The organism is Prevotella sp. AM34-19LB, from assembly GCF_003468525.1.
In the GTDB taxonomy this organism is placed as follows: domain Bacteria; phylum Bacteroidota; class Bacteroidia; order Bacteroidales; family Bacteroidaceae; genus Prevotella.
This window is the reverse complement of sequence record NZ_QSIG01000032.1, coordinates 1-23,780: the sequence shown is the minus strand read 5'-3', so window position 1 is coordinate 23,780 and position 23,780 is coordinate 1. Positions and strand designations below refer to the sequence as shown.

Sequence of the window (23,780 nt, the reverse complement as noted above, 5' to 3'; positions counted from 1 at the left end):
CCAAGACCATCAAAATCCTGGCGAGCTTTTCTGTTAGTTATTGAGAATTGTTTCCAAGAATTCATTTGGAGTCTGCACATTATCAGCAAATCCCTTGAAATCTTTTACGTTTCTAGTAATAATCACATCCACCTGATGAAGCAAGGCTGATTCGTATTGGACACTATCCTCAAAATCCTTTCTCTCTTCTTCCAAGCATTTCTTTATCATACCTTTATTCACATCAGTTATCTCGCATATTGATGCAAGCCCTCGCATAGTATGATACAATTCAGAAGAAGGATAAGATTTTCTGAGTAAGAAGAATGCATTGACAAAAGTGGTTGCCGACACATATAACTGTATTTTGCCTTTATACGCTAAATCAAAGATGATTGCTGCAGGATAATAAAACTCACCCCGCTTATCATAAAAATCAATGATGATATTAGTATCTAGAAAAACCTTCATCTGTACTTTTCCTCCATTGCAGAATACAAAGTTTCATCTATATCATCAGATACGTTCTTCCGATTTTTCAAAGTCATTTCCACAATTTCAGGAGAAAGTGGATAATTAGCCCATTTGCTTGAAGTTTTTTCTCCTTCAAGTAGCTTAGTCTTTGCATCAGCAGATTCCAACAAACGTTCAGCAAGCCAACGTTCATTGCTCGCAGTCATAGACAAAGACTGCAAAAAACTCCATAATTTATTTATTGCTAATGTTGTCATACGATTTATCTTTTAAAACACTGCAAAAATACACAGAATTATCATAACTTCCAAACTTTTTGGGGAGTTTTTTTAGGTCGCCTCCCATTTTGGCAGCAAAGTTTAAATTAATTATACTTTGCTGCCAATATTGTCATCAATCCGACGCTGGCACGCAAGTTGCTCAACATAAGAGTGAAAGCTGAAGCCAAAAGATGAAGGAGTTCGAAAGGATAACGGAGTTTCGAGGCGGAGGCAATCGAAAAGAACAGATAAATAAATAACAAGCAGAAATCCCGACGGGGCCGCAAGGAACCGAGAGGATGAGTAAAATAAAATTGGAGGTTTTAATTATGTTGTTAGCACGTAGAAATAATAATTCAGATTGGTTGAGTAACTTCTTTGATGATGCATTCTTCAACACCGACATGATGCCACGTATGAATGCTACCGCTCCTGCCATTAACGTAAAGGAGACCGAGAAAGCTTACCAGATGGAGATTGCAGCCCCTGGACTGAAGAAGGAATGGGTTCGCATCAACATCGATAACGATGGCAACCTGAATGTGGCTATCGAGAACAAGATGGAACATAAGGATGAAGATAAGCACGAGCACTATCTGCGCCGCGAGTTCTCTTACAGCAACTATCAGCAGAGCTACACACTCCCTGAGGACGCTGACCGTGAGAAGATTTCAGCTAAGGTAGCTGATGGTGTTCTTGAGGTTGAGATTCCAAAGCTTGCTCCTAAGGAGGAGGCTAAGGCTACCAAGAATATCGAAGTCAAATAATCATCTCCCATAAATGATTGAGGCAGATTCCAAGGCAATTTGGAACCTGCCTTTTTTTGTTCCCCTACCTGAATCATCACATTTTTCATCTACCTTATTATTGTGATTTTCATCTATCCATCGGGATATTTCTTCCATAAATCTTGCGGGGGTCATAAATAATATGTAATTTTGCAGGCTGAAGAGCAGATATCAAAGCTTCTGCTTATAGTATTCAGAACATTTATATAAGAAACAGATGAAGAAAACAATTCCTGTAATAGGCATGGCTTGCAGCGTATGCTCTGCCAATGTTGAAAAGAAACTGCAATCGCTAGAAGGCATCAACTCCGCCTCGGTTTCCCTGGCGAGCCGAACAGCCCTGGTAGATTATAACCCCGACATCATTTCTCTGGAAGATATGAAACGGGAAATCAGCAACGCCGGATACGACCTCGTCATCGAAAACGACAGAAGCGTGGAGGAAATCAATCGCCGAGAGTTCACTCTCCTGCGTCGCAGAACCCTGGCTTCCTGGCTCTTCGCCATCCTGACCATGTGTTTCTCCATGGGCTGGATTTCCCTGGGCATGGAACAGAATATGATTTCAGATGGCGTTGCCTCGACTCATCATTCGAGTTCCTTCGCCAATCAGATTTGTCTGCTCCTGGCACTCGCCAACCTGCTCTACTGCGGCAAACAGTTTTATGTTTCCGCCTGGAAACAGCTCTTGCATCATACGGCAAACATGGATTCGCTCGTGGCACTCAGCACCCTCATCGCCTTCCTCTTCAGCACCTTCAACACCTTCTTCGGAGAAATGGTATGGGGAGCGAGAGGCATAGAATGGCACACTTATTTCGATGCTTCCGTGATGATCATCACCTTCGTGCTGACCGGCAGATGCCTGGAAGAAAAGGCAAAGGACAGTACGGCGAGCAGCATCCGACAACTGATGGGAATGCAGCCGAAAACCGCCCGACTGGTGACTTACGAGAAGATAGAAGGCACCAACGACTACAAGATGGAGGAAGTGCCGATTTCCACCATTCAGATAGGCGACATGATAGAGGTAAGAGCCGGCGAGAAGATTCCGGTGGATGGCGTGGTTACCCTGGCTGAGAGTTTCATGACTCCCGATGCTGCCTATGTAGATGAAGCGATGATCAGCGGCGAACCGACTCCGGCGATGAAAAAGGCAGGCGACAACGTGCTGGCTGGCACCATTCCGAGTCAGGGAAAGCTCCGCATGAGAGCCAAGCAGATTGGCGAGAACACCGCCCTGGCACACATCATCCGCATGGTTCAGGAGGCGCAGGGCAGTAAGGCACCCGTGCAGCGCATCGTGGATAAGGCGGCTCTGATTTTCGTTCCAGCCGTGGCAGCCATCGCCCTCATCACCTTTTTAACATGGTGGCTGATAGGCGGCAACGCAGCACTTCCGCAGGCCATTCTCTCAGCCGTAGCCGTATTGGTCATTGCCTGTCCATGCGCCATGGGCTTAGCTACTCCTACCGCTCTGATGGTGGGCATCGGCAAGGCGGCGCAGAAGCAAATCCTTATCAAGGATGCGTCGGCGCTGGAGAATCTCCACAAGATCAACGCCCTCGTCATCGACAAGACCGGCACCCTCACCATTCCTAACCAGAACATCGATTTCACCAAACAGGAGGATTTGGATCTGGAGACGAGAGAGACCCTCAAGCCGCATGCCCAGGAAGCGATGAAGCAGTTGCAGGAAAAGGGAATAGAAGTCTATATGATGAGTGGCGACAAGGAGGAAGCGGCTCACTACTGGGCAGAGAAAGCCGGCATCAGGCATTACCAGAGCAAGGTGCTGCCTGGCGACAAGCAGGCATTGGTAAAGAAACTTCAGGACGAAGGCAAGCAGGTAGCGATGGTGGGCGACGGAATCAACGACACCCAGGCTCTGGCCCTTGCCAACGTGAGCATGGCGATAGGAAAGGGAACGGATGTGGCGATGGATGTGGCGCAGATTACGCTGATGAGCGACGACCTGCTGGCACTTCCGGAAGCCGTAAAACTGAGCAAGAAGACGGTTCACATGATTTGGCAGAATCTCTTCTGGGCGTTCATCTACAACATCATCTGCATCCCGCTGGCAGCCGGAGCCCTTCATATCTTCGGCATTGATTTCCAGATAACCCCAATGTGGGCAAGTGCCTGATGGCCTTCTCCAGCGTAAGCGTAGTGCTTAATTCGCTGAGGTTGAGACTGGCGTAAAATGAAAGAAAATTCTAGAATTTCTTGGCAGTTTCAACAAAAAAGTGTATCTTCGCAGCAGAAATGCAATATTGCGTCCACGACCTTATAAAACGTAAGAAGATGGCAAGATTTATAGACCCACGTGTCGATTGGGCTTTCAAGCGAATCTTTGGAAGCGAAGACACGAAAGAATGCCTGATAACATTCCTCAACGGACTGTTTGAAGACGAGTTGGTAATCAAGGACGTGACGTTTGCCAAGACCGAAAAACTTGGCTTGCGCCCCGGTGACCGCGGTGTGGTCTTCGATGTCTATTGCGTCACAAACGAAGGCAAGCATGTCATCGTCGAGATGCAGAAGAAAGAACAGGAATACTTTGCCGACAGGGCATTGTATTACACGGCACGTGCCATCGTGCAGCAGGGCGTTCGTGGAATCTGGGACTATCACTTGACTCCAGTCTATACGGTGTGTTTCATGGACTTTGTGTCGGTGAGTCCAATGCTAAAGGAGTTTCGTACCGACCTGGTGCTTACCGATTTGCAAACACACCAGCGAGTGTCCGACAGGATGCGTATTGTGTACCTCCAGTTGCCGCTGTTCGACAAGCATACGGAGGCAGAGTGTATGGATATATTTGATTGTTGGATTTATATAATGAAGAATATGAACATGTTTGAGCAGATGCCATTCAGCGAGAAGTATCCAGTCTTCCGTAAGTTGGCAGAGATAGGCGACCTCCGCAAGCTCTCCCGCGAGGAACTTGAGCTTTATGACGAGGACATCAAGAATATGCGTGATATATATGCCACCAGAAAGTTTGATGAGAAGAGAGGAATGCAAAAAGGAATGGCGAAAGGAATGGCAAAAGAAAAGATAGCCACAGCTTACCGCCTTTTGTCAATGGGGCTTTCTGAAGCACAAGTATCAACGGCCACAGAGCTTCCACTGGAGGAAATTCAGAAAATAAGAACTGGCTTTTAAAAATTGATTTATGAGACTTCTTGGCATTCAAACCAAGAAGTCTCTTTTATAAATATAGACAACACACTTTTCCTATAAATCAATAGTTAAAAACTACACTTTTCCTATAAAAACAAGGGCTAAAAAACTACACTTTTCCTACGAAAATAGGGGCTGAAAACCACACTTTTCCGAAAAAAACTGTATTTTACCCTTATAAAACATGGATTTTACCCCATAAACCACCCTTTTTTAGTAAAGGTGATTTTCATGATAAACCGTAAAGGACTTTTAAGGGATTGGAAAACCTTAATGACCGATAATGACCTTGACCTTAATGACCTTAACGACCTTATCCCCTAAATAGCCAGACTCCATCGTCAACAGAAAATCACATTATTCAAGCAAAAATGACAAGAAAGGCCGGATTTTTTTTACAGAGAAAGGATGAGAAAAATACCCTTAGAAGTAAGAAAAAGTGGTTCCGATGGCACTTTTCACCTCTTCTGAAGACAAAAATAAGAGGGATAAAAGGTAGGATGAAAGGGGTAAAACAAGGAATTTCTTGATATATTTTTGTCAAGATTCTCGTAAAACAGCACGAAAAGCTTGGGTAGAGCGAAGGCGATTCCGTGCGTTTTAATAGCATTAAACGAGGGAGTCTGAACAGTACAACCAGCAACTATCAAATTGATTATCAACACGATACAATCAAAATCGCATCCTTTCAGAATAACTTTCAGATGCTCTATCGTGTCATTAAGGGTCAGTGTCATTAAGGGTCATTTTGAAAATACAAATGTCATTTTGAGCCATAGTATAATATAAATATTTATATAATACTATATATGACTTTTGCGCCCCGAAAATGAAAATGACCCTTAATGACACTGACCCTTAATGACACTTTTCTCTTCTTCCGCTTTTCAATCATCAAAAGCAATCCAAGATAGCTTTTGCAATCAGATGTAAAAATCAAAAATACTTATACTCCTACATATCAGTCACTTACACACTATCTTCCAACATTCTACGGGAAAAAGCTTGCTTTCTGCTTAGATTTTTTGTACCTTTGCACCGGCAATCGAAAGAACAGTCTTCTTGTGCCAAAAGTCGGTCATCTATGAAGACCGAGGCTGGTCTTAATAGATGGCAGACGCCGGTCATCTATGAAGACCACAAAATGGGCAGAGAACGACTTTCCGGGTAGTTGTGATTTTAATGAACTCTTAAACGCAGACAGAGCATGATCAAACAAAACTATACTTCTCTGAGGGTGTCGGTATTTTAACATAAAAATAACATGCACTTAACCCAACAAGCCAGGATTTTATTATACCTTTGTCCCCAGATTTGCAGCACTCGGCAATCTGAAAGTAAGCTTTCATTGTGCTCGTTGGCAGCATCTCTACAAACGATAAGATTTCAGAAACAAACAAAACAACTACAGCTTTATGGGAAAAGAAAAACTTTCAGCAATCCTGTCAAAGGGAAGAAACGGAACCAAGGGATGGTTTCAGTATCGTGCATGGCCTGGCACCAGAAGTGCCATCTACGTCTATCTGATGTCCATGCTTGCAGCCTTTCCGGTTGGCATTGCAGCAGCTTTGAGCTGCGAATTTATCGAATTCCTGACGAAGACAACCATCAATAGTTCTGCATGGGCCATGGCAATTTATATGCTGGCTGCAGAGCTATATATGATTCATAAATGCCGGAAGAAATTCCACCTGCGTGTTCGCCTGGAAAAGATTCAGCAGAAGCCTAAGGCAATCATCTTCTTGCTGGTTTTCTTGGTGGGACTGTTCCAGGCCATTCCTATGAGTGTTTTAGAAAGTTTCATGGATTTGCCTGATTACATGGAGCAGGAAATTGTTAACCTGGCACATAATCCGATTGGAATCCTGGTGCTCTGCATCATTGCTCCTATAGCCGAAGAATACCTCTTCCGCGGATTGATGATGCGAAAGATGCTGAAATGGAACATCAGTCCCTGGTATGCTATCATCGGCTCAAGCATCATGTTCGGGCTCATCCATCTCAACCCGGCACAGATTCCTGGACCCATCATTCTGGGAATCGTCATGGCGTGGATGTGTTACCGAACCAAGAGTTTGATTCCGGGCATCATCATTCACATCACCAACAATACGCTCTGCCTGATTCCTGAAGAATGCTACGATACTTACATCGCCAGCACTCCAATGATGGAAGCAAGCCTCAGCCTTGTAAGCATCGCAATCATCATCCTGTCGATTTGGCTCTTCAACAAGAAGACTGCTGCTGCATCGTAAAGAGACTTCATAAAAGGAAGTCTTCATAAGAAAGGCTTCCTTATCAAATTCCTCTCCATAAGGGGAGAATTATTCCTCCCCTTCTACCTTGCAGCTGTCGAATCCCATCTCCTTGGCTTTATCAGGACCGAAGGTGAAGTAGATAGCTTCGCCCTCATCACAAACCTCGCCTTGGGAGTTCTCGAGAGTCAGGTGGATGGTGACGATGTTGCGGCGCAGACTGGCGATGTGACCACGCACCGTAATCTGCGAATCGGTGGTCATCACAGGCTTCTTGTATTTCACGTTGAGCTGCATCGTCACACCTGTGGTCTGCAGTTTGCGGTTGATGACCCAGCCTGCCACTTCATCCATCAGCATACTGATGATTCCGCCATGCAGGGTGTTGATCCAGCCCTGGTAATTCTCACCGGGATTCCAGACGGTAAGCACATCCTCACCCTCTTCCCAAAACTCAAGATGCAATCCTACGGGATTGTTGGGGGCACAGCAAACGCAGTTGTAACCCTCCTTGTTCAAATATGGATTTAATATCTTCTTCATTTTTCTAATTGATTAAACTGATTTCTTACTGATTAAACCGTATAAACTGTTTAAAAGACCACGCAAAGGTACGAATAATATCTGATAAGGCAAAGATTTTTAAATATATTACGGTTAATTTTCCATAATAAATACCTAGAAATGGGGATAATAAAGAAAGTTCTTTTATTTAGAAGAAATAAAAATACTAATAAGTATTGCAGGATATAAAAATATTCTGTACCTTTGCAGCATGAAGATTATACAAAAACATGAAGAAATGAAGAGAATTATTTTTATTATTTTAGGATGCATCAATATTTGCCTTGCTTATGCACAGAGCTTTAACGGACAATATATTTCTGAATGGCAATGGGACATGAACAAAAATACGAATCTGATCAATCAGCTGAGATTGGAACTGAGTGTTCCGATAGGAAAAGGAAAGGATTCGTTCGAGGCGGCAACGCTGCATGTGGCAAAGACCAACGATGGCATTATTGATGACTGGCAGGGATTTTCGAACATAGATGCAGACAATAACTTCGCCATACTTGCCGTGCTGGGCTACATGCACGAGTGGAATTCGGGCCATCTGTTTGTGGTGTGAGAAACGTGAACGAAGATTTCTTTACCTCTGATGTTACGGCACTTTTCCAGAACAGTTCAGAGGGAATCTTCCCTACTGTTGCATCCAGCTATCCGATAGCCAACTATCCGTATTCGGGGCTGACCCTTTACTTTGATGTAACCAAGGGTGGATGGACTTTCAGAAACAGTCTGTATAACGGTGCAGGATATAATGGCAGGAAAGCCCACGACAATCCTTTCCTGGTTCGCCCGAAGAAGGATGGAATCTTCAACATGTCGCAGTTGGAGTATGAACATAAAGGTGGAAAATATTTTGCGGGTGCTGCCGTCCATACCCGTCAATATCCGATTAACGAAGATGGCGAAATGGTTTCTGCCGATGAATCCAAAGGCAAGGTCACCTGTGCCTGGTGGATTTACGGAGAGCAGAGTGTATGGAAGGCTGGCGACAAAAACATTTCGTGCATGGTGCAGTATTCCGAGAATACCCATCATCAGAATGCCTGCTACCGATACGCAGAACTGGGCGGCGCCTATCAAGACGAAAAGAACGAATGCGGATTGTCGGGCCAGTACGCCCGCTTCCAGCAGGGTTCGGAATATTCGTTGGAAGTAACATGGAAAAGACAGCTAACGGAATCCATCTCCCTTCAGCCATCGTTCCAGTACATCAAAAACGACAATGGAGATTTCACGGCTCTTAGTGCCCGACTCAATGTCTGTTTCTAAAGTAAAGAGATAATTTGCAAAAAGTGTATATTATTTTAGCTTTTAGAAGTAAAATGATGTACACTTTTTATATGATAAAACAGCAGCTACCTACTATTCGGAATGAAACTATAACATCTGAGATAATTCCCATGCCCTCACATGCGTAATGCCTTTGCGAGAAGGCAACTGAAGATCGTCAAGCGATACTACTACTTTTTCATAGTTATCTGCTATACATTCCAACGGAGCATATTCACGCTCTATTGTCTGCTCATCTACAAGCATATAAGTGGCTTGCACATAGATGATACGATCATTCTTGATGGCAACGAAATCAACCTCTTTATCCTTAATACTCCCCACATATACATCATATCCATGCCGTAACAGATCTAGATAAACGAGATTCTCCAACAAATACCCCGCTCCATATCCGAATCCGGCATAGAGATAATTCTTGAACGACAAATCGTTCATATAGAATTTACAACTGCCAGAAAGAATCTCCTTCCCTTTGATATTATAGCGCAAAGCACGATGTGCAAGATAAACTTCTTCTATATATCCCAAATATAGAGATACAGTATCATACGAAGTCTTGCGTCCTTTGCTTTTTATGAAGTTGGTAATATTGGTAACAGAAAGAAGATTAGAAGAATTATTAACCAGATAGGCAAACAAATCTTCGAGCAGTCTTACATCGCGAATCGTATATCTGCGTATGATGTCTTTCAGTAATACCGTATCCTTCAATCCCGAAATATAGTTACGCTTTACATCGGAAGACTGGAAATGCACAAGTTCAGGATAACCACCATCCGCCATGTACTGCAAATAACTCACTCTGCCGGCAGGAAGCTGATGAATACTCGCATATTCCTCGTAAGACAATGGGAATATGTGAAATTCCACATATCTACCAGATAGAAGAGTAGATAATTCTCCAGAGAACATCTTAGAATTAGAACCTGTGATAAATATCTCGTAATCTTCAGTATAATCTTGAGACAGCGAGTTGACTACACGTTCCCAACCATCAATATCCTGCACTTCATCTATAAAGATATAAATTCGTCCTTCAGGTTTCAATTCCTCCCGGTACAAACGGATAAAATTATCCAAATCTTTATAGTTCTCTATAAAATCAAACGCTGTTAGTTCACGGTTGATAAAGACAATATTATTGCTACTGACACCCTGCTGCACAAGATGTATGGCTGTTTGACGCAATATATAACTTTTTCCCACACGTCGCTGTCCCGTAAGTACCTTCACCACCTTGCTGCCAAGATACGAAGCGACACTTTCGGTATAAAGCGGACGGGGAAAACCGCAATCGATGGTGTTACCAAACCAAAGATTATACTTCTTTACTGATTCTATATTTTCGTTCATACTCGATTTTTTGTGCAAAGATAGCATTTTTTTCGTGCAAAGACGAAAATATCTCTGTTTTTAACAAGTTTTTCGTCCATAGACGAAAAAAAACAAAGACCCAAAGACTGCTTCACTCTTATTTTCTTAGAAATCCATTTCGGCAAAACCAGAGTGCCCTGTTGCCCTGACAATGGAAGGCTACGAGAATGGCTACAACGATGGCGAATCTCGACAACCACGCCAGGGAAGTATAACCCATCAGCTGCAGCCAGAACCTGGCGCCCGTTTTTCCAAAAAGCCGCAGAGAGGACGGAAGAGACAATGGGTAATCAATAGGAGAATACGATTAGAGCCTTATTCATTTCATTTCTTTTCTATTCTTTCTTATAATAAAGGATGTTACCATCGCATTACAAACAGATGAAAGAAGAGTGAAAGCATTCATTTTATTCAAGGTGTGTCATAAGTGCATAAAGGCAATTTATGTAAAAACGAAAAAGAGGGTGCGTCATGGACTTATGACGCACCCTCTTTTTCGTTTTTGCTTTTTTATTCAAATTCGGTATTGAAACCGGAACCTGGAATGGTTGGCGAATCGATAAAGAATGATGCAGCAGAGTGGGTAGAGAGGAATGGACCTTTATAGGTGGTCATCTTTCCTTTCACCATGTGGACGGTTTCGAACGATAGATTTTTTGCCACTTTATCTTCAGTATCAATAGACTGGGTAGTCAGCGTGATATCCGTAACATCATCCTCACCCAGGAAGAAATAGATGCTGAAAGTGAATCTTTTTGCCTTTAACCGATCGCCCGAGACATCGTATGTCCTGGTCAGGGTTGCCTGCTTGAGGCAATGACCCGTAGATGGATTGAAGACATTACCGCAGTTGCCGGTAATCGTATATTTGAACGACTTGATGTAGTCCGGGCGAGGTTCCTGACGGCTGTCGAGCAGCAATTCGGTTACTCCACGTTTCAGAATGCAGTCGTAGTTTTGGCTTTCTTCTCTATCTTTTACGACAATATCCTGATAGGTATAAAACATATCTGTGACCACATTTTTCGGGAAGACGACCTCAGTCTTTGATTTGATGCTGACCTTGTTGTCTTTTGAAGGGGTATCAGTGGAAGCAGCGATAGCCACCATCTTGTAATTACCTCTAGGCACATACAGTTTCACCTGTCCGAAGTTCTTGTCGGTAGAGAATTGGGTTACCATATACATCGTATCTTTATTTTCCGGAAACAATGCTACTTCCAACTCAGTAATCTGCTTGCACTCACTCAGGTTCTTCTTCCCATCGGTGTCTGCACGGGTAATCCAAGGGGATGCTGCCTGCGCTACGTCATCAGTACCTGCTCTGGATTCAATTTCTGAGATAGATTTCTCAAAGAAGTTGAAGCTAACTTCCAGTTTGTCACTTCGTGATGAAGAATCCATCACACCATCTTCTTTACTACAACTTACTACTAGTAAGGCTGCAATAATAAGCCATAGGCTTTTAGTTAAACATTTCTTCATGGGTTTTAATTTTTGAAGAAATACGCCAGAAATATTCTGGTATTGTCTGCTATTACCATCTAGTTGATACAGCTAGCTGTTTTTCTGTAGTAGTATTGAAGCAAAATTACTAAAATTTTGAATACGTTGTACTCCTCAGCCCCTATTTTTCAACTATCTTAACGAAGTTTTCACCTGATTAAGCAAATAGGGGCTTTTATGGGCACTTATAGACTATTCCTGCTCCACCTTCACTCCCGTAATCCGGCTCTTGAATTCGCCAGCCTTCTGGAGTGGGAACACCAGCGTGCGCTGATAGTGCATCTTTGCCGAAGGATTATACACGATAGGCTGAGTGGCTGTAGCATCGCTCTTCTGGAAAGTAGCCAGGTCTTTCTGCTGCATCGCATAAAGGGTGAGCGGACCAAGCTCCTCGCGCAACTTGCCATCTACATAAAGACAGGTCTTCCTGTTGTCGCCCGTAATCGCCAGAGTAACCTTCTTGCCCTTCTCTACCCTGTAGTTGAACTTGTTGAGATAACCCTCGTGGGCAAAACCAAGCTGGCCGCTTTCCGGGTCGGCAAGATAGAAAGTGGCATTTTCGGATGAGAACAACGCCGTGCCCTTCAGCTCATCAGCTCCCTCGATGGTGAACTCCACCCGATAGCCATAGCCCACTTCTTTCTCGCCCGTGGTCTGACCAGGGTTCAATGTCTCTATCCTGAGCTGCTTGCCCTTCTGCCAGCGTGCTGCCTCGTTAACCGCAGGAGCCTCGCTGAGCGCAAGGCGAAGACGATTGAAATCTTCAAAAGAGAAAGAGGTGGCTGCACCCGTCCAGCACTTTGCCGACAGCGTCTGCAGGGCAGGGAACAGGCGGTCGTGAATATCCTTCACCGTAATGCCGTTGCCCACATGGTCGTTCCATACGGCAAACATACCGCCGAGAATCGCCGGGTCGTTCTCCTCGAACTTCTCGTTGCCAATCTGCGCCGGAGTCCATGAATCGTAGAGATACTGACAATTCAGGTAATCATAATAATAACCTGCTGCCGGAACGATGTAAACCAATCCGTCAGGAATGCTCACCAGTTTGTAGCCCTGGCGCTTCATCTCCTTCGGGTCAGCATAACCATTGTACCAGCAATGCATCATCACGTTCTCCGACTTCACCTTGGTGTCGCCCTTGGCATGAGTAAGTGCGCCCCAAACGGCAGCCTGCTTGCCAAACGACTCTACATATTTAATATAATGGTCGGTGAAGTAGCGGAATTTCTCCACCACATCCTTCTTGGCATTGGAATACTCATCGGTACCGATGTGCACCACCTTGCCTCGGAACACAGGATTCTTGCCCTCCAGATACTCCTTGAAGAGACCATCCACAAACTTGTAGGTCTCGGGATTGAAGAGGTCGAGATGATCCATGCCATATTCCTTGGAACCGATTTCCGGCTTATAATGGGTGAAGGCGAGCGAATGGGCAGGCACATCTATCTCGGGGATGATGTTGACGCCATACTGCTCTGCCAGTTTCTGGAGTTCGATGAACTCAACCTTGGAATAGCTGCCATCCTTAGCCGTGAGTCCCGGATAGGTGTCGCATTCCAGACGGAAGGCAGCCTGAGCTTCGCCCAGTCATTACCGAAGAACTGCAGGAATCCATTATCGTTGAGATGAAGCTGCAGGGTGTTCATCTTGTAATAAGACATCATCTTGACCAGCGATCGCAGATAAGACATGGGGATGAACTTTCTGCCGCAATCCATCATGAAGCCTCGCAGCCCATAGGCAGGCGTATCCTGGGTTGAACCCTTAGGCAATACGAAACCAGCCGAGCGCTGCTGCTCTGAAAGCTGCAGCACGGTACGGGTTCCCCATACCAGTCCTTCTACCGAAGAAGCCGTGATGGTAGTTACGTCGCCGATGGTGAGGCGATAGCCCTCCTTGCCGAGCTGCCGAGCTGATTTTTTATCAGATTGGAGCACCAGCACAATGTCGCCGGCAGATGGTTTCCCCGTCTTAGGTGTGAGCGATTTTCCCACCAGGTCATGGTAATCGGCAGCAAAGAGTTTTGCCACATTCTGGGCATTCTTTCCGCCCTTCACCACGTATTTTCCCGATGGGGTAAACATTCCCTCTGCCCCGCTCCATTGCTTGAGTTCAGGGATTACAAAAGGTTTTTCGTTGACCGTTGCCCAGCCACACGAAAGCACCAAAGTACAGCAAGCCGTCAGCAAGAGACGCTTGAAATCATTTAGGTTTTTCTTCATATTTTCCGTTTTAATCATAAAGATAAAAAATGCGCTCCATTATGTGCCACTTCTCATCACTCGTAGCACCCTTTCCACATTTCTGGAACTTGCCTACCACTTCCTCCCACTCTGCCTGTCTAGGGAGGGTGGCGAGTTCTGTCATTTTCTTGTCCCAATCAAAATCTTCGGGAGCATCCACAATCATCACCAGGCGGTTGCCGAAGATGTAAATCTCCATCTCCAGGATTCCCACCTGTCGGATTCCGTCACGGATCTCCTTCCATTGCACACCTTCTGAATGCAGGCGGCGATACTCGCGGATAGCCTCTTCATCAGATTCCAACTCCAGCCACTGCACGTAGCGCTTGGTGGCTACAGGATACTTCTTCTGTTCATAACCTTTCATCATAATCATTAGGGGTTTTAAAGATTAAACATTATATTATCTGCAAAAATAATGCAAGCGAGCGCAATGTAAGCTTGCTTACAAATTGCCGAGCGCAGCTTATTTTCTGCAAAAATATGAAAAAAAAATGAGGTAAACAAGCCAAGTTACCGATATTTTGTTTATTTTTGCATTATCATTGCAGAAATGCAAGTTATGATTTACAAAACAATTCTATAAGATAAAAAGAAACTAAAGATTTACGATATGAAGAAACTACTTTTATCCATCGCCTTTCTGCTCCCTGCTATGGGAATGATGGCGCAAACTCAGGTGAAGACAGCTGAAGGTATTCTCGAAGGAAAAGACCTCTCAGGCATCACAGTTTTCAAGGGTATTCCATTTGCAGCCCCTCCTGTGGGCAATCTCCGCTGGAAGGCTCCTCAGCCAGCCCAGAAATGGCAGGGCGTGCGCGAGGCAAAGGAGTTCGGACCGAACCCGATGCAGGAACCTATCTTCGGAGACATGAACTTCGGCACGAAGACAAACAGCGAGGATTGCCTATACCTTAATATATGGACTCCTGCAAAGACCATGAAGGAGCATCTGCCGGTTTTGATTTATTTCAACGGCGGAGGACTGATGGCTGGCAGCGGAAGCGAACCTAGATATGCGGGCGATGCAATGGCGCGCAAGGGCATCATCTCCATCACAGCCAACTATCGTGAGGGCATCTTCGGATTCTTCGCTCATCCACAGCTCTCCAAGGAAACATCCTACAAGGGTTCCGGCAACTATGGATTCATGGACCAGGTGGCAGCCATCCAATGGGTGAAGGATAACATCGAGGCTTTCGGCGGAGACCCTAACCGCATCACCATCGTAGGCGAATCGGCTGGTTCCATGTCTGTAAGTGCCCTGATGGCTTCCCCTCTTTGCCAGGGACTCTTTGCTCAGGCTATGGGTTCCAGCGGTTCGGTGATGGGATTCAAGAAGATTGCCACCCAGAAGGAAGCTGAAGAGAAAGGCGTGCAGCTTGCCCAGAAAATCGCAGAGAAGATGGGCAAGAAAACGGGCAAGAAGGTGAAAAAGAACATAGGAATGAAGAATCTCAACGAGCTTCGTGCCCTTCCTGCCGAGGAACTGATGAAGCTGGCGGGAGTAAGAGCGGTTCCTGTCTATAATATCGACGGATATTTCATGAAAGAACAGCCTGTAGATGTCTTCGCCAAGGGCGAGCAGACCAAGGTGCCTCTGCTCATTGGTGGCAACAACCAGGAGATGACTCCATGGGCGGTATTGATGGGCAAACAGCCTACCGTTGAGAATCTGAAGGCTGGCGCTAAGGCCACCTTTGGGTCAGAGAACATCGATGAACTCTTCCGTCTTTACGGAATCAACAGCGACAAGGATGTGTTGGAGCAGCCGGGTGTGAATCTGGCTTCGGATATCTTCCTGGATTATTCTACCTGGAAGTGGGGCAACATGCACAAGCTGACCGGCGGACAGCCAGTTTACCGCTACCGCTATTGCCATCCTCGTCCTGCAATGGCCATCAAGGGCAAGGTGGCAGCTTTGGCTGGCGGCGTGGTAGATGCGAAGGAAGATGCAGCTCCTGCTCCACAGGATAAGGGTGCCGTTCACTCTGCCGACATAGAATATGCTATGGGTACCTTGCCTACCAACCGCGTGTTCAACTGGCAGCCTGAGGATTACATGATCAGCGACATCTTCAGCCAGTATTATGTCAACTTCGTGAAGACCGGAAATCCAAATGGTCTGGGTCTGCCGGAGTGGCCATCCACCAATGGCAAGGTAGTTGCTCCTGTACTTCAGATAGATGTAAAGACAGAAGTGAAGTCTGATGCCCAGATGGAGAAACGCTATGATTTCATCGACAAAATGTTCTGGGAGAAGAAATAGAGATGTTTCAGAAATTCATCATCAATAGAGACGGAGTGCTGAAGTTCGGCCACGTCTATCTTCACCGTGATATGCTGGCACCAGGCGAGCAATGCACCTACGGCGGAGGTTTATGGAAAATTGATGAAGGCAGGGGCGCCATCGTTCTCTATGGAAGAAGTTTCGACTTCGGTCCTCCCGATTTCGACTTTGTGAAACAGATAGACTGGACGGGCTTGGGGGGAACTCCTCGCCCGCTGCTCTATCTGCCGCATTGGCCCAACGAGGAAGAGATTGTGCCTATCATCATCAATTGAGAAAATAGTATAATATTCTATAAATTCTATGCAAAAAGTTTGCCCGTAACAGATAAAAGCGTATTTTTGCGAAAAGAATTCACTTAAAAAGCAGTATAGTATGAAAAAGAAATTAGTTTTGACTGCAGCCGTTATCGCTGCATTGTCAGTTGTCTCTTGCAATAGCAAGAAGACAAATAGCCAGGGAGCTGATCAGGATAGCCTCAGCTATGCAGGAAATGATTCGCTCAATTCTAACGATATCGTGCTCGATTCCATCGCCGGCACCTATGAGGGAACTCTCCCTGCTGCCGATTGCCCAGGAATCAAGACTGTATTGACGCTCAATGCCGACAGTACCTATCAGTATTCTGCCGACTATCTGGAGCGCAAGGATGGTCACGACGAAGCAAGCGGTATCTTCAAGGTATTGGCTAACAACGTAGTAGAAATCATCCGCCCATCCAGCGGCGAGACTACTTACTTCAAGGTGAAGGATGCCAACAGCCTCATCATGACCGACTCGCTCGGTACTGAACCTGAAGGCGCCATGGCTAAGCACTATGTGCTGACCAAGAAGAAGTAAGCTATTCACATCTAAAAAAAGCACCCATCTCATATCTAGAAAGCATCTTTTTCAGCTTCCGAAATACGAGATGGGTGCTTTGCGTTGTGGCAGTTGACCCAATTTCGTTGTGGCAGTTGGCGAGATTGTCAGTTTTACTTATAATCACAGAATCAAATATGACTATGATCATTAAAGATGATGCAAAATTACAAAAAAAACGACGAGAACGAAGGGGATTTTTCGGGAAATCAGGTGTACTTTTCGAGAAATCAAGAGTAACATTCAATACGACAGGTATTACAAAGCTGTTACATTCCTGTCTTTCACGTTAAATTCAATTAAGTTTTTCGCCGGAACTACCGCTATTACAGATATTTTTTCTAATTTTGCGCCCACGTTTCTAACGGATGAAATGAATATGAAGATTCAACTATGAAATTAGGTATAATATAAAATAGATAAGGAAAAATGGAACATGTTTTTACTGAATCGATGTTTTTGGTGGGCTTCGTGATATTCATCGCCGCCATACTCGTATTAGACATGCTGGTCATCGACCGAAAGGCGCATGTGGTTTCCATCAAGGAAGCCGGCTCCTGGACGGCTGTATGGATTATTCTCGCTCTCGCCTTCGCAGTGTTCATCTACTTTCATGGCGACATGGTGCACGGCATAGAGAACTTCGACGACCTGAAGCTGATAGCCTCGCGCTATGCTTCTCATCTCAAACTGGATCCGAACGATTATGAAGGGAGTCTGCAGCAATATCGCCACTACATGACCATCTCTTACATCTCGGGTTATCTGATAGAGAAGACGCTCTCAGTGGATAATCTCTTCGTGATGATGATGATCTTCAGTTCGTTTGGAGTGGATAAGAAAGATTACCAGCACGTATTGAACTGGGGAATCCTGGGAGCCATCGTGCTTCGCTTCGTCTTCATCTTTGCGGGTGCTGCCCTCATCAGCCGATTCGCCTGGATATTGCTCGTATTCGGAGGATTCCTGGTTTACAGCGGCGCCAAGATGTTCTTGAACAGAAACAAGAAGGAAGAAATCAATGCCTTGGATCATCCGGTAGTGAAGTTCATGCAGCGACGTCTGCATCTGGGACCTCTGGTAATGACGGTGGTGTTCATCGAGTTCTGCGACCTGATTTTCGCATTCGACAGCATTCCTGCCGTATTCTCGGTTTCGCTCGACCCATTCGTGGTGTTCTTCTCCAACATCTTCGCCATCTTGGGCTTGCGTGCCCTCTTCTTCCTGCTGGCAGCGATAGCCGATAAGTTCCGCTACTTGAAGGTGGGTGTGAGCGTGCTGCTGGTGTTCATCGGTGTAAAGATGCTCATCCACGATTTCTTCGAGATTGATGCAGTAAGTTCGCTGGTATTCATCATCCTCGTATTGCTCGTCAGCATCGGAGCTTCGGTGGTGATTCCGCAGAAAAAGGAAGCTTAAAAACACAAAACGCAGTAATACGCCCTGAAAGGGCAGAAGCTCCTAGCCCAGGGCACCGCCCTGGGTTTACGCATAAGCAAGAATGTCGCCCTGTAAGGGCAAAAGCTTTTAAGTACCTGGAAAGTACAAAGTTTTTGCCTTTACAGGGCGAACTGTTTATATTTCTAATACCTCCTCAACGGTCTATACTTTATAGTGTAAATCCGGTTGAAATAATCCTTCCATTCATTCGGCTCCTTGTCATCATCCCGAACAATCCGGATGCCATAAAACCTGGTGCCCGTTTCCTTATACTCCTTAAATCTCGCCAACATCTGCTGCGGCGGATTCGGAATCAGGAAATCCGTAATCCAAAGCACATCGGCATTCACATAATGAAGACCATCGTTATCCAGCAAATCAAACATCTGGTTCATCATCTTCTTTGCCGAAGTTCCACCGCCTATAAAAGGAAGATGGGTTGTAGTAGGCTGGCGCCTGACACCACGACCCGTATGAGCCTGACCATCAGAAGATAAATCTGCAGAATTATCGGGAATTTCTGTAGAGTCCACAACCGTGATTCCAATCCTCTTCAACCGCTCCGCCTTCCGCTTTGCCATCAAATCGATGGCACGGGTGCTCACGGAGAAATCTATCAGAAAACAATCCCGCTCCAAATCCTCTGCCGTTTCTTCCAACAGGGAAATCAGCGTAGAAGAAATCCTTTCAGGCGTTCCATACATACTCGCCGAAGTATCCAGACAGACTATCATCGGACCCTTTCGGGAAGCATGGGTAAAGCCGAGTTTGCGGGATGGCTTCGACATTTCGCTCTTATAACGGAAAGTCTGGAGCCTGCGGGTTCGATACTTATAGATAAAAAGCCCCTCCATATCCTCGTCGCTGTATTGCGCCAACTCCAACGGAAGAAGTGAGTTGAGATCATCGCCCACGGTAATGCCCTCGATGTCGCTTCCTGCGGAATGCTCCATCTTCATCTCCACCCCCGAAGCGATAGTGAGCCTATCTTTGCCGTTGGCATCTGCCACACGCCCCATCTTCGCTACAATCTCCTTGATTTCTGGATATTTATCCTGAATCTTCACCTGGTTCAGGCGGCGTTCAAACTCCGTTTCCGTCCATCCGTTCGTCATCAGTTCCCAGGCCTGCACGGCTCGCTGCTCCGAAACGCCCTTCGTCTTCATGTTGCGGGTTATCTGGTCCATCATGCGAACCAATCCCGTTTCGAAGTTATTCTGACGGAGCGAGATAAAATCCTTCAGTTTCTTCAATACCTGATGGTCGATGCACACCTTCCAGTCTCTTACCAGTCGCTCCCAGTTTTCCGGTTTCGAAGCACCATCGCCAGCCATCAGTTTCAGGAAGAAAGACTTATCGAATCCATCCTCCCGGTGTTCCTGCTCCAACTGGTCGATGAGCGGAAGCCACACCTGCTCATCCATTCTCTTAAAGGGAGCCCAGTCGAGCACATCATCAGCACGATGACTTTCGGTCCAGGCACGCTGGCGCTGGAATCGCATGTGATGAACACATTCCACGATGAACTTTCCCACACAATCATAGAATACCTTGCTCTTGATCTTACTATTCACCACCTGACGCATGAATTTCTGCACCTCTTCACCAGTTTCCGGAATCGTCACTTTCAGGGTAAAGAGATGAATGAGATAATCCTTCAGCGGGTCTTCCTTCAAATCCCAAGGCATGGCTGCGCCTGTCGGATCAGGAATCTTCACCTGCCCCGATTTGCAGAAGTCGTCCAGCATCTTCAAGTAATACTGTGCTTCCGCCAAGTCCTTGTTATTCTGGTATTTCATCTTATTCGATATTTTTTACCAAATTGGTAAAAAGCTTCTTATATATTATAGGAAGACTAAGCCTTCTCTTTCTCCATCAGATATTCTGCGAAGATTCTTGCGGCACTCTCCACTTTGGCTGCGCAAGGGCGAGACTTGTAGTATTCTGCCGTTCTTGCCGAAGCCACATAGCTGGATTGCGCCTTTTCATGACCCTTCAAGCCCAGAATCTCGGCACAGATGATACTGCCATTCTGCTCCTTCGATTTGGCTAACAAATCCTGCACCACCTTGTAGCATGCAGATTTACCCTCGCGGTCATCCCCCTCAGTCTGTCCGCAATCCAAGCCAACGAGCACCACGATGCCCGAAACGGCTCCACACATCATTCTCATTCTGCCAACTCCACCACCGAAGCCAGCACCAATGCGCTTTGCCATCTCATCATCAAGACCATACAAATCGGCAAAGGCAGCCACCACCGACTGGCAACAGCCATAGCCCTGCATAAAATTCTCCACCGCCTGGTGAACACGAGCCTCCAACTCTGGAGATAAAGTTATATGTTCGTTCATCATGTTTTTGTTCTTCTAAATATAATAATGTATAAGTAACAGGAGGCGCGATTAAACCTCATAAAGTTTCATCGTATTATGCCTCATAAAGTTTCATCGTATCCTGTCGGGTAAACGCCAACTCCTTATAGAAATCACGGAGATAAGCCGAAATTTCAGCCTTATCATCCGAAGACACGAAGAGATTCTCGCCCAACTGCCTTTCCAGCGAAGTCAAGCCATCAGAAAGGGTTTCGATTTCCCCCTCATAATCTCTGCCATCATCAGGATTTCTGCGAACCCGATGATACTTGATATCCTCGGCAAGCGCATTCTTCATCTCCACCAGTTTTTCTGCAAAAGGAGAAAAGAGTGCCCGGATTACGATGCTTCGGATAGCATCCCGCTCTTCCGGTTCCTGCCACAGACAATGGTAGATAGGAAGCAGGTCGCAGATATCCACCTCTTCCCTATCCTGCATAAAGGCAGAAGTGCGAAGCAGACGAACGATATTTTTCCATCGGCGGTCGCTCACATAGATGTTTCGGCGCTCGGCAGCCTCATCCACATTCACGGCTCTCAGAGATTTACGGATGGTGGAAATTGCATCAAGCACCTCCTCCTTCACGCCAATCTTACAGATTTTCTCCGCCCATTCAGCATACTCCTCAGGGGATATTCTTATATCGCACACGGATTTCACAGATCTCACAGATTTTTTCTTTGTATTCTCAGAAATAAACAAATCTCTTTCTGATGTTTCTACTCCCATTGGCATTTGCTTTACAGAAGACTTCTTGGACATAACATTAGCCTCATCCGTGGAATCAGTGAGATCCGTGTGAGACTCATTAGATTCCAGCAGCATTGCACGGAAATTCTTCTCCAGCTTAATCGGTCGGCTTTCTATTCTGATAACGAATCGGTCCCAAAGCGCCTCCAGTCCCTCTCCCTTAGCCGGCAACTCATTACTAGCCGCCACGAGAAGTTTCAGAGGAAGATGCATTTCGCGATTGCCATTTCTGAAGATTTTCTCATTAATCACCGTGAGGAGCGTGTTCTGGATAGCAGGACCCGCCTTCCAGATTTCATCCAGGAAAACCACATCGGCAGTAGGCAGATAACCCTCCACCGCACGCTCGTAAGTATCCGAAGTCTTCAGTTTCTGAATGCTCACCGGACCGAAGATTTCATCGGGCGTAGAGAATCGAGACATCAGATACTCAAAACTCTGAGCATCCCTGAACGCCGTCTTCAACTGTCTGGCCACCATACTCTTCGCCACACCCGGAGGTCCTAAAAGAATAACGCTCTCGCCTGCCAGAGCGGCAAGGAGCGAGAGCGAAATTTCAGTATTTTTTTCATAAATGCCCCGGTTCATCTCCTGGAGCAAAAGTTTGAATCTTTCCAGCATGTAATTACTTTACGTTGCCCACCTTAATCAAGTACTCAGCAATCTGAACTGCGTTCAGGGCAGCACCCTTACGAATCTGGTCGCCAGTCAACCACAATGTGTTACCATTGTCATCAGCCAAATCCTTGCGGATACGACCTACATATACATCGTCCTTACCGGCGCTCTCCAATGGCATTGGATAAACGTAGTTCTGGGCATCATCCTTTACAGTTACGCCTGGAGCAGCCTCCAAAGCCTTGCGGATGTCCTCTACTGCCAATGGCTTCTCTGTCTCGAACCATACACTCTCAGAGTGAGAACGAAGTGAAGAAACGCGAACGCAGGTAGCACTGGTGCGAACATCAGAGTGCATGATCTTGCGGGTCTCGTTAAACATCTTCATCTCCTCCTTGGTATAATCGTTAGGAGTCATCTTGTCAATCTGTGGGATGACATTATATGCCAACTGATGAGGGAACTTATTGATATGCTCAGTCTTACCAGTCTCGAGGATATCCTTATACTGCTGCTCAAGTTCAGCCATGGCAGCAGCACCAGCACCTGAAGCACTCTGGTAAGAAGAAATATGAATCTTCTTGATATGGCTTAAGTCATCGATAGGCTTCAACACTACTACCATCATGATGGTGGTACAGTTAGGGTTGGCGATGATGTTGCGAGGGCGGTTCAAGGCATCCTCAGCATTTACCTCAGGCACAACCAAAGGCACGTCGTCGCACATACGGAATGCGCTAGAGTTATCAATCATCACGGCACCATACTTGGTGATAGTCTCGGCAAACTCCTCAGAAGTGCCGCCACCAGCAGATGTGAAAGCAATATCGACATCTTTAAAGTCATCGTTATGCTGCAAAAGTTTGACCTCATAGTCCTTTCCCTTGAAGTTGTATTTTCGTCCGGCAGAACGCTCAGAACCAAACAACACCAAATCATCCATAGGGAAATTTCTCTCAGCAAGGATACGCAAAAACTCCTGTCCTACTGCGCCACTTGCACCAACAATTGCTACTTTCATAATCGAATCTTTTAATTTATAAAGTTGTTATAAGTGAATCTTATGGAAAAGAAGGGATGCTCCTTTCCAGCCCGATGATTTCTCATCTTCCAGCCCGATGATCTTTCACCGTTTTGTCAGCCAAAAACCGCTTATCCTCTCAAATCCGCTGCAAAGTTAAGACTTTTTCTACAATATCAAGCATAAAATCCCAAAAATTATTGCTTTTTGCTGCAATTTTATCATCTTTGCTTACTTTTCTGCAAGAATATACAGCAATAGTTCGTTAATAATTCAATAATGTGCTAAGCAGCTATACGCTGTAAGCACGAGAGATCCTTGAAAATCTTGCTAATTAAAGTTCGGTTCGGGATGTACCCGCATGCTTTAAAAATTCGTCTCACCAGATAAATGTTGGTCATCAGTGACTTGAATGAAGACATAGAATATTCCATTCCCATCTCCTTCATAGTTACCTTGGCAACATTTAGTGATGTGAACGAAGCATT

At 45.5% G+C, this 23,780-nt stretch carries 19 protein-coding genes and 3 pseudogenes; 10 read left to right on the top strand and 12 right to left on the bottom strand.

Features of this window, described 5'->3' with window-relative positions; translation table 11 throughout:
- Nucleotides 1–33: 33 nt before the first annotated feature.
- Nucleotides 34–450 (bottom strand): type II toxin-antitoxin system VapC family toxin, encoded by a 417-nt coding sequence (locus DW830_RS10590; RefSeq protein ID WP_119249861.1) that lies wholly within the window; start codon nt 448–450, stop codon nt 34–36.
- Entirely contained in the window at nt 447–710 is a 264-nt protein-coding gene (locus DW830_RS10585) for a hypothetical protein (protein WP_119249860.1), read from the bottom strand. Before DW830_RS10585 ends, DW830_RS10590 begins: the two co-directional genes overlap by 4 nt.
- A gap of 332 nt (nt 711–1,042) precedes the next feature.
- Here DW830_RS10585 and DW830_RS10580 point away from each other — a divergent pair, with 332 nt between their 5' ends.
- The 4 genes and pseudogenes from DW830_RS10580 to DW830_RS10560 all read left to right on the top strand — a co-directional run bounded on the left by DW830_RS10580 (nt 1,043) and on the right by DW830_RS10560 (nt 6,942).
- The gene (locus tag DW830_RS10580) at nt 1,043–1,480 is read left to right on the top strand and encodes an Hsp20/alpha crystallin family protein (RefSeq protein WP_089544284.1); all 438 of its coding nucleotides are present in this window, start codon (nt 1,043–1,045) and stop codon (nt 1,478–1,480) included.
- A 238-nt stretch (nt 1,481–1,718) separates the two neighbouring features.
- Nucleotides 1,719–3,703 (top strand): annotated as a pseudogene (locus DW830_RS10575) (heavy metal translocating P-type ATPase).
- Nucleotides 3,704–3,805: 102 nt separating this feature from the next.
- Complete coding sequence (locus DW830_RS10570; protein WP_119249874.1) at nt 3,806–4,669, top strand: Rpn family recombination-promoting nuclease/putative transposase; 864 nt, start codon at nt 3,806–3,808, stop codon at nt 4,667–4,669.
- A 1,433-nt stretch (nt 4,670–6,102) separates the two neighbouring features.
- Nucleotides 6,103–6,942, top strand: coding sequence for a CPBP family intramembrane glutamic endopeptidase (locus DW830_RS10560; RefSeq protein ID WP_119249858.1), 840 nt, complete (start codon nt 6,103–6,105; stop codon nt 6,940–6,942).
- Between the two features lie 69 nt (nt 6,943–7,011).
- On the opposite strand, the gene DW830_RS10555 is transcribed toward DW830_RS10560, so the two are convergent.
- Nucleotides 7,012–7,485, bottom strand: a complete 474-nt coding sequence (locus tag DW830_RS10555) for a PaaI family thioesterase (RefSeq protein WP_119249857.1) — start codon at nt 7,483–7,485, stop codon at nt 7,012–7,014.
- A gap of 358 nt (nt 7,486–7,843) precedes the next feature.
- On the opposite strand from DW830_RS10555, the gene DW830_RS16600 reads away from it, so the two are divergent.
- Together DW830_RS16600 and DW830_RS10550 are read left to right on the top strand one after the other, a co-directional pair.
- A complete protein-coding gene (locus DW830_RS16600; protein WP_233544483.1) occupies nt 7,844–8,074 on the top strand; it encodes a hypothetical protein in 231 nt (76 codons plus the stop codon).
- A 5-nt stretch (nt 8,075–8,079) separates the two neighbouring features.
- Nucleotides 8,080–8,784, top strand: a complete 705-nt coding sequence (locus DW830_RS10550; protein WP_233544482.1) for a carbohydrate porin — start codon at nt 8,080–8,082, stop codon at nt 8,782–8,784.
- Between the two features lie 108 nt (nt 8,785–8,892).
- Here the strand turns inward: DW830_RS10550 and DW830_RS10545 are convergent, their stop codons facing one another.
- From DW830_RS10545 to DW830_RS10525, 4 genes and pseudogenes are all read right to left on the bottom strand, one after another.
- Entirely contained in the window at nt 8,893–10,161 is a 1,269-nt protein-coding gene (locus tag DW830_RS10545; protein WP_119249856.1) for an ATP-binding protein, read from the bottom strand.
- 531 nt (nt 10,162–10,692) lie between these two features.
- Nucleotides 10,693–11,586: a FimB/Mfa2 family fimbrial subunit gene (locus DW830_RS10535; protein ID WP_158573475.1), complete on the bottom strand. Its 894-nt coding sequence runs from the start codon at nt 11,584–11,586 to the stop codon at nt 10,693–10,695.
- 294 nt (nt 11,587–11,880) lie between these two features.
- Nucleotides 11,881–13,916: pseudogene (locus tag DW830_RS10530) on the bottom strand (family 20 glycosylhydrolase).
- A gap of 10 nt (nt 13,917–13,926) precedes the next feature.
- Nucleotides 13,927–14,304 (bottom strand): L-rhamnose mutarotase, encoded by a 378-nt coding sequence (locus DW830_RS10525; RefSeq protein WP_119249873.1) that lies wholly within the window; start codon nt 14,302–14,304, stop codon nt 13,927–13,929.
- Between the two features lie 246 nt (nt 14,305–14,550).
- On the opposite strand from DW830_RS10525, the gene DW830_RS10520 reads away from it, so the two are divergent.
- The 4 genes from DW830_RS10520 to DW830_RS10505 all read left to right on the top strand — a co-directional run bounded on the left by DW830_RS10520 (nt 14,551) and on the right by DW830_RS10505 (nt 18,507).
- Complete coding sequence (locus tag DW830_RS10520; protein WP_119249854.1) at nt 14,551–16,206, top strand: carboxylesterase/lipase family protein; 1,656 nt, start codon at nt 14,551–14,553, stop codon at nt 16,204–16,206.
- 2 nt (nt 16,207–16,208) lie between these two features.
- Nucleotides 16,209–16,502 (top strand): hypothetical protein, encoded by a 294-nt coding sequence (locus DW830_RS10515; protein WP_117662123.1) that lies wholly within the window; start codon nt 16,209–16,211, stop codon nt 16,500–16,502.
- 100 nt (nt 16,503–16,602) lie between these two features.
- Nucleotides 16,603–17,067, top strand: coding sequence for a copper resistance protein NlpE (locus DW830_RS10510; RefSeq protein WP_089544295.1), 465 nt, complete (start codon nt 16,603–16,605; stop codon nt 17,065–17,067).
- A gap of 450 nt (nt 17,068–17,517) precedes the next feature.
- The gene (locus DW830_RS10505) at nt 17,518–18,507 is read left to right on the top strand and encodes a TerC family protein (protein WP_089544297.1); all 990 of its coding nucleotides are present in this window, start codon (nt 17,518–17,520) and stop codon (nt 18,505–18,507) included.
- Between the two features lie 164 nt (nt 18,508–18,671).
- On the opposite strand, the gene DW830_RS10500 is transcribed toward DW830_RS10505, so the two are convergent.
- The 5 genes and pseudogenes from DW830_RS10500 to DW830_RS16595 all read right to left on the bottom strand — a co-directional run.
- On the bottom strand, nt 18,672–20,327 hold the full coding sequence (locus DW830_RS10500; RefSeq protein WP_119249853.1) for a vWA domain-containing protein: 1,656 nt from the start codon (nt 20,325–20,327) through the stop codon (nt 18,672–18,674).
- 56 nt (nt 20,328–20,383) lie between these two features.
- Nucleotides 20,384–20,884 (bottom strand): C-GCAxxG-C-C family protein, encoded by a 501-nt coding sequence (locus tag DW830_RS10495; protein WP_119249852.1) that lies wholly within the window; start codon nt 20,882–20,884, stop codon nt 20,384–20,386.
- 73 nt (nt 20,885–20,957) lie between these two features.
- A complete protein-coding gene (locus DW830_RS10490; RefSeq protein ID WP_119249851.1) occupies nt 20,958–22,274 on the bottom strand; it encodes an AAA family ATPase in 1,317 nt (438 codons plus the stop codon).
- A gap of 4 nt (nt 22,275–22,278) precedes the next feature.
- Nucleotides 22,279–23,292 (bottom strand): aspartate-semialdehyde dehydrogenase, encoded by a 1,014-nt coding sequence (locus tag DW830_RS10485; protein WP_119249850.1) that lies wholly within the window; start codon nt 23,290–23,292, stop codon nt 22,279–22,281.
- A 284-nt stretch (nt 23,293–23,576) separates the two neighbouring features.
- Nucleotides 23,577–23,780: pseudogene (locus DW830_RS16595) on the bottom strand (transposase); the annotation flags it as partial.

Bases quoted from the DNA above. Each gene is read 5' to 3' on its own strand.
- DW830_RS10535 (WP_158573475.1), bottom strand. From the start codon at position 11,586: ATGGATTCTTCATCACGAAGTGACAAACTGGAAGTTAGCTTCAACTTC.
- DW830_RS10525 (WP_119249873.1), bottom strand. From the start codon at position 14,304: ATGAAAGGTTATGAACAGAAGAAGTATCCTGTAGCCACCAAGCGCTAC.
- DW830_RS10510 (WP_089544295.1), top strand. From the start codon at position 16,603: ATGAAAAAGAAATTAGTTTTGACTGCAGCCGTTATCGCTGCATTGTCA.
- DW830_RS10545 (WP_119249856.1), bottom strand. From the start codon at position 10,161: ATGAACGAAAATATAGAATCAGTAAAGAAGTATAATCTTTGGTTTGGT.
- DW830_RS10555 (WP_119249857.1), bottom strand. From the start codon at position 7,485: ATGAAGAAGATATTAAATCCATATTTGAACAAGGAGGGTTACAACTGC.
- DW830_RS10485 (WP_119249850.1), bottom strand. From the start codon at position 23,292: ATGAAAGTAGCAATTGTTGGTGCAAGTGGCGCAGTAGGACAGGAGTTT.
- DW830_RS10505 (WP_089544297.1), top strand. From the start codon at position 17,518: ATGGAACATGTTTTTACTGAATCGATGTTTTTGGTGGGCTTCGTGATA.
- DW830_RS10490 (WP_119249851.1), bottom strand. From the start codon at position 22,274: ATGCTGGAAAGATTCAAACTTTTGCTCCAGGAGATGAACCGGGGCATT.
- DW830_RS10560 (WP_119249858.1), top strand. From the start codon at position 6,103: ATGGGAAAAGAAAAACTTTCAGCAATCCTGTCAAAGGGAAGAAACGGA.
- DW830_RS10500 (WP_119249853.1), bottom strand. From the start codon at position 20,327: ATGAAATACCAGAATAACAAGGACTTGGCGGAAGCACAGTATTACTTG.
- DW830_RS10580 (WP_089544284.1), top strand. From the start codon at position 1,043: ATGTTGTTAGCACGTAGAAATAATAATTCAGATTGGTTGAGTAACTTC.
- DW830_RS10495 (WP_119249852.1), bottom strand. From the start codon at position 20,884: ATGATGAACGAACATATAACTTTATCTCCAGAGTTGGAGGCTCGTGTT.
- DW830_RS10570 (WP_119249874.1), top strand. From the start codon at position 3,806: ATGGCAAGATTTATAGACCCACGTGTCGATTGGGCTTTCAAGCGAATC.
- DW830_RS10515 (WP_117662123.1), top strand. From the start codon at position 16,209: ATGTTTCAGAAATTCATCATCAATAGAGACGGAGTGCTGAAGTTCGGC.
- DW830_RS16600 (WP_233544483.1), top strand. From the start codon at position 7,844: ATGAACAAAAATACGAATCTGATCAATCAGCTGAGATTGGAACTGAGT.
- DW830_RS10520 (WP_119249854.1), top strand. From the start codon at position 14,551: ATGAAGAAACTACTTTTATCCATCGCCTTTCTGCTCCCTGCTATGGGA.
- DW830_RS10590 (WP_119249861.1), bottom strand. From the start codon at position 450: ATGAAGGTTTTTCTAGATACTAATATCATCATTGATTTTTATGATAAG.
- DW830_RS10585 (WP_119249860.1), bottom strand. From the start codon at position 710: ATGACAACATTAGCAATAAATAAATTATGGAGTTTTTTGCAGTCTTTG.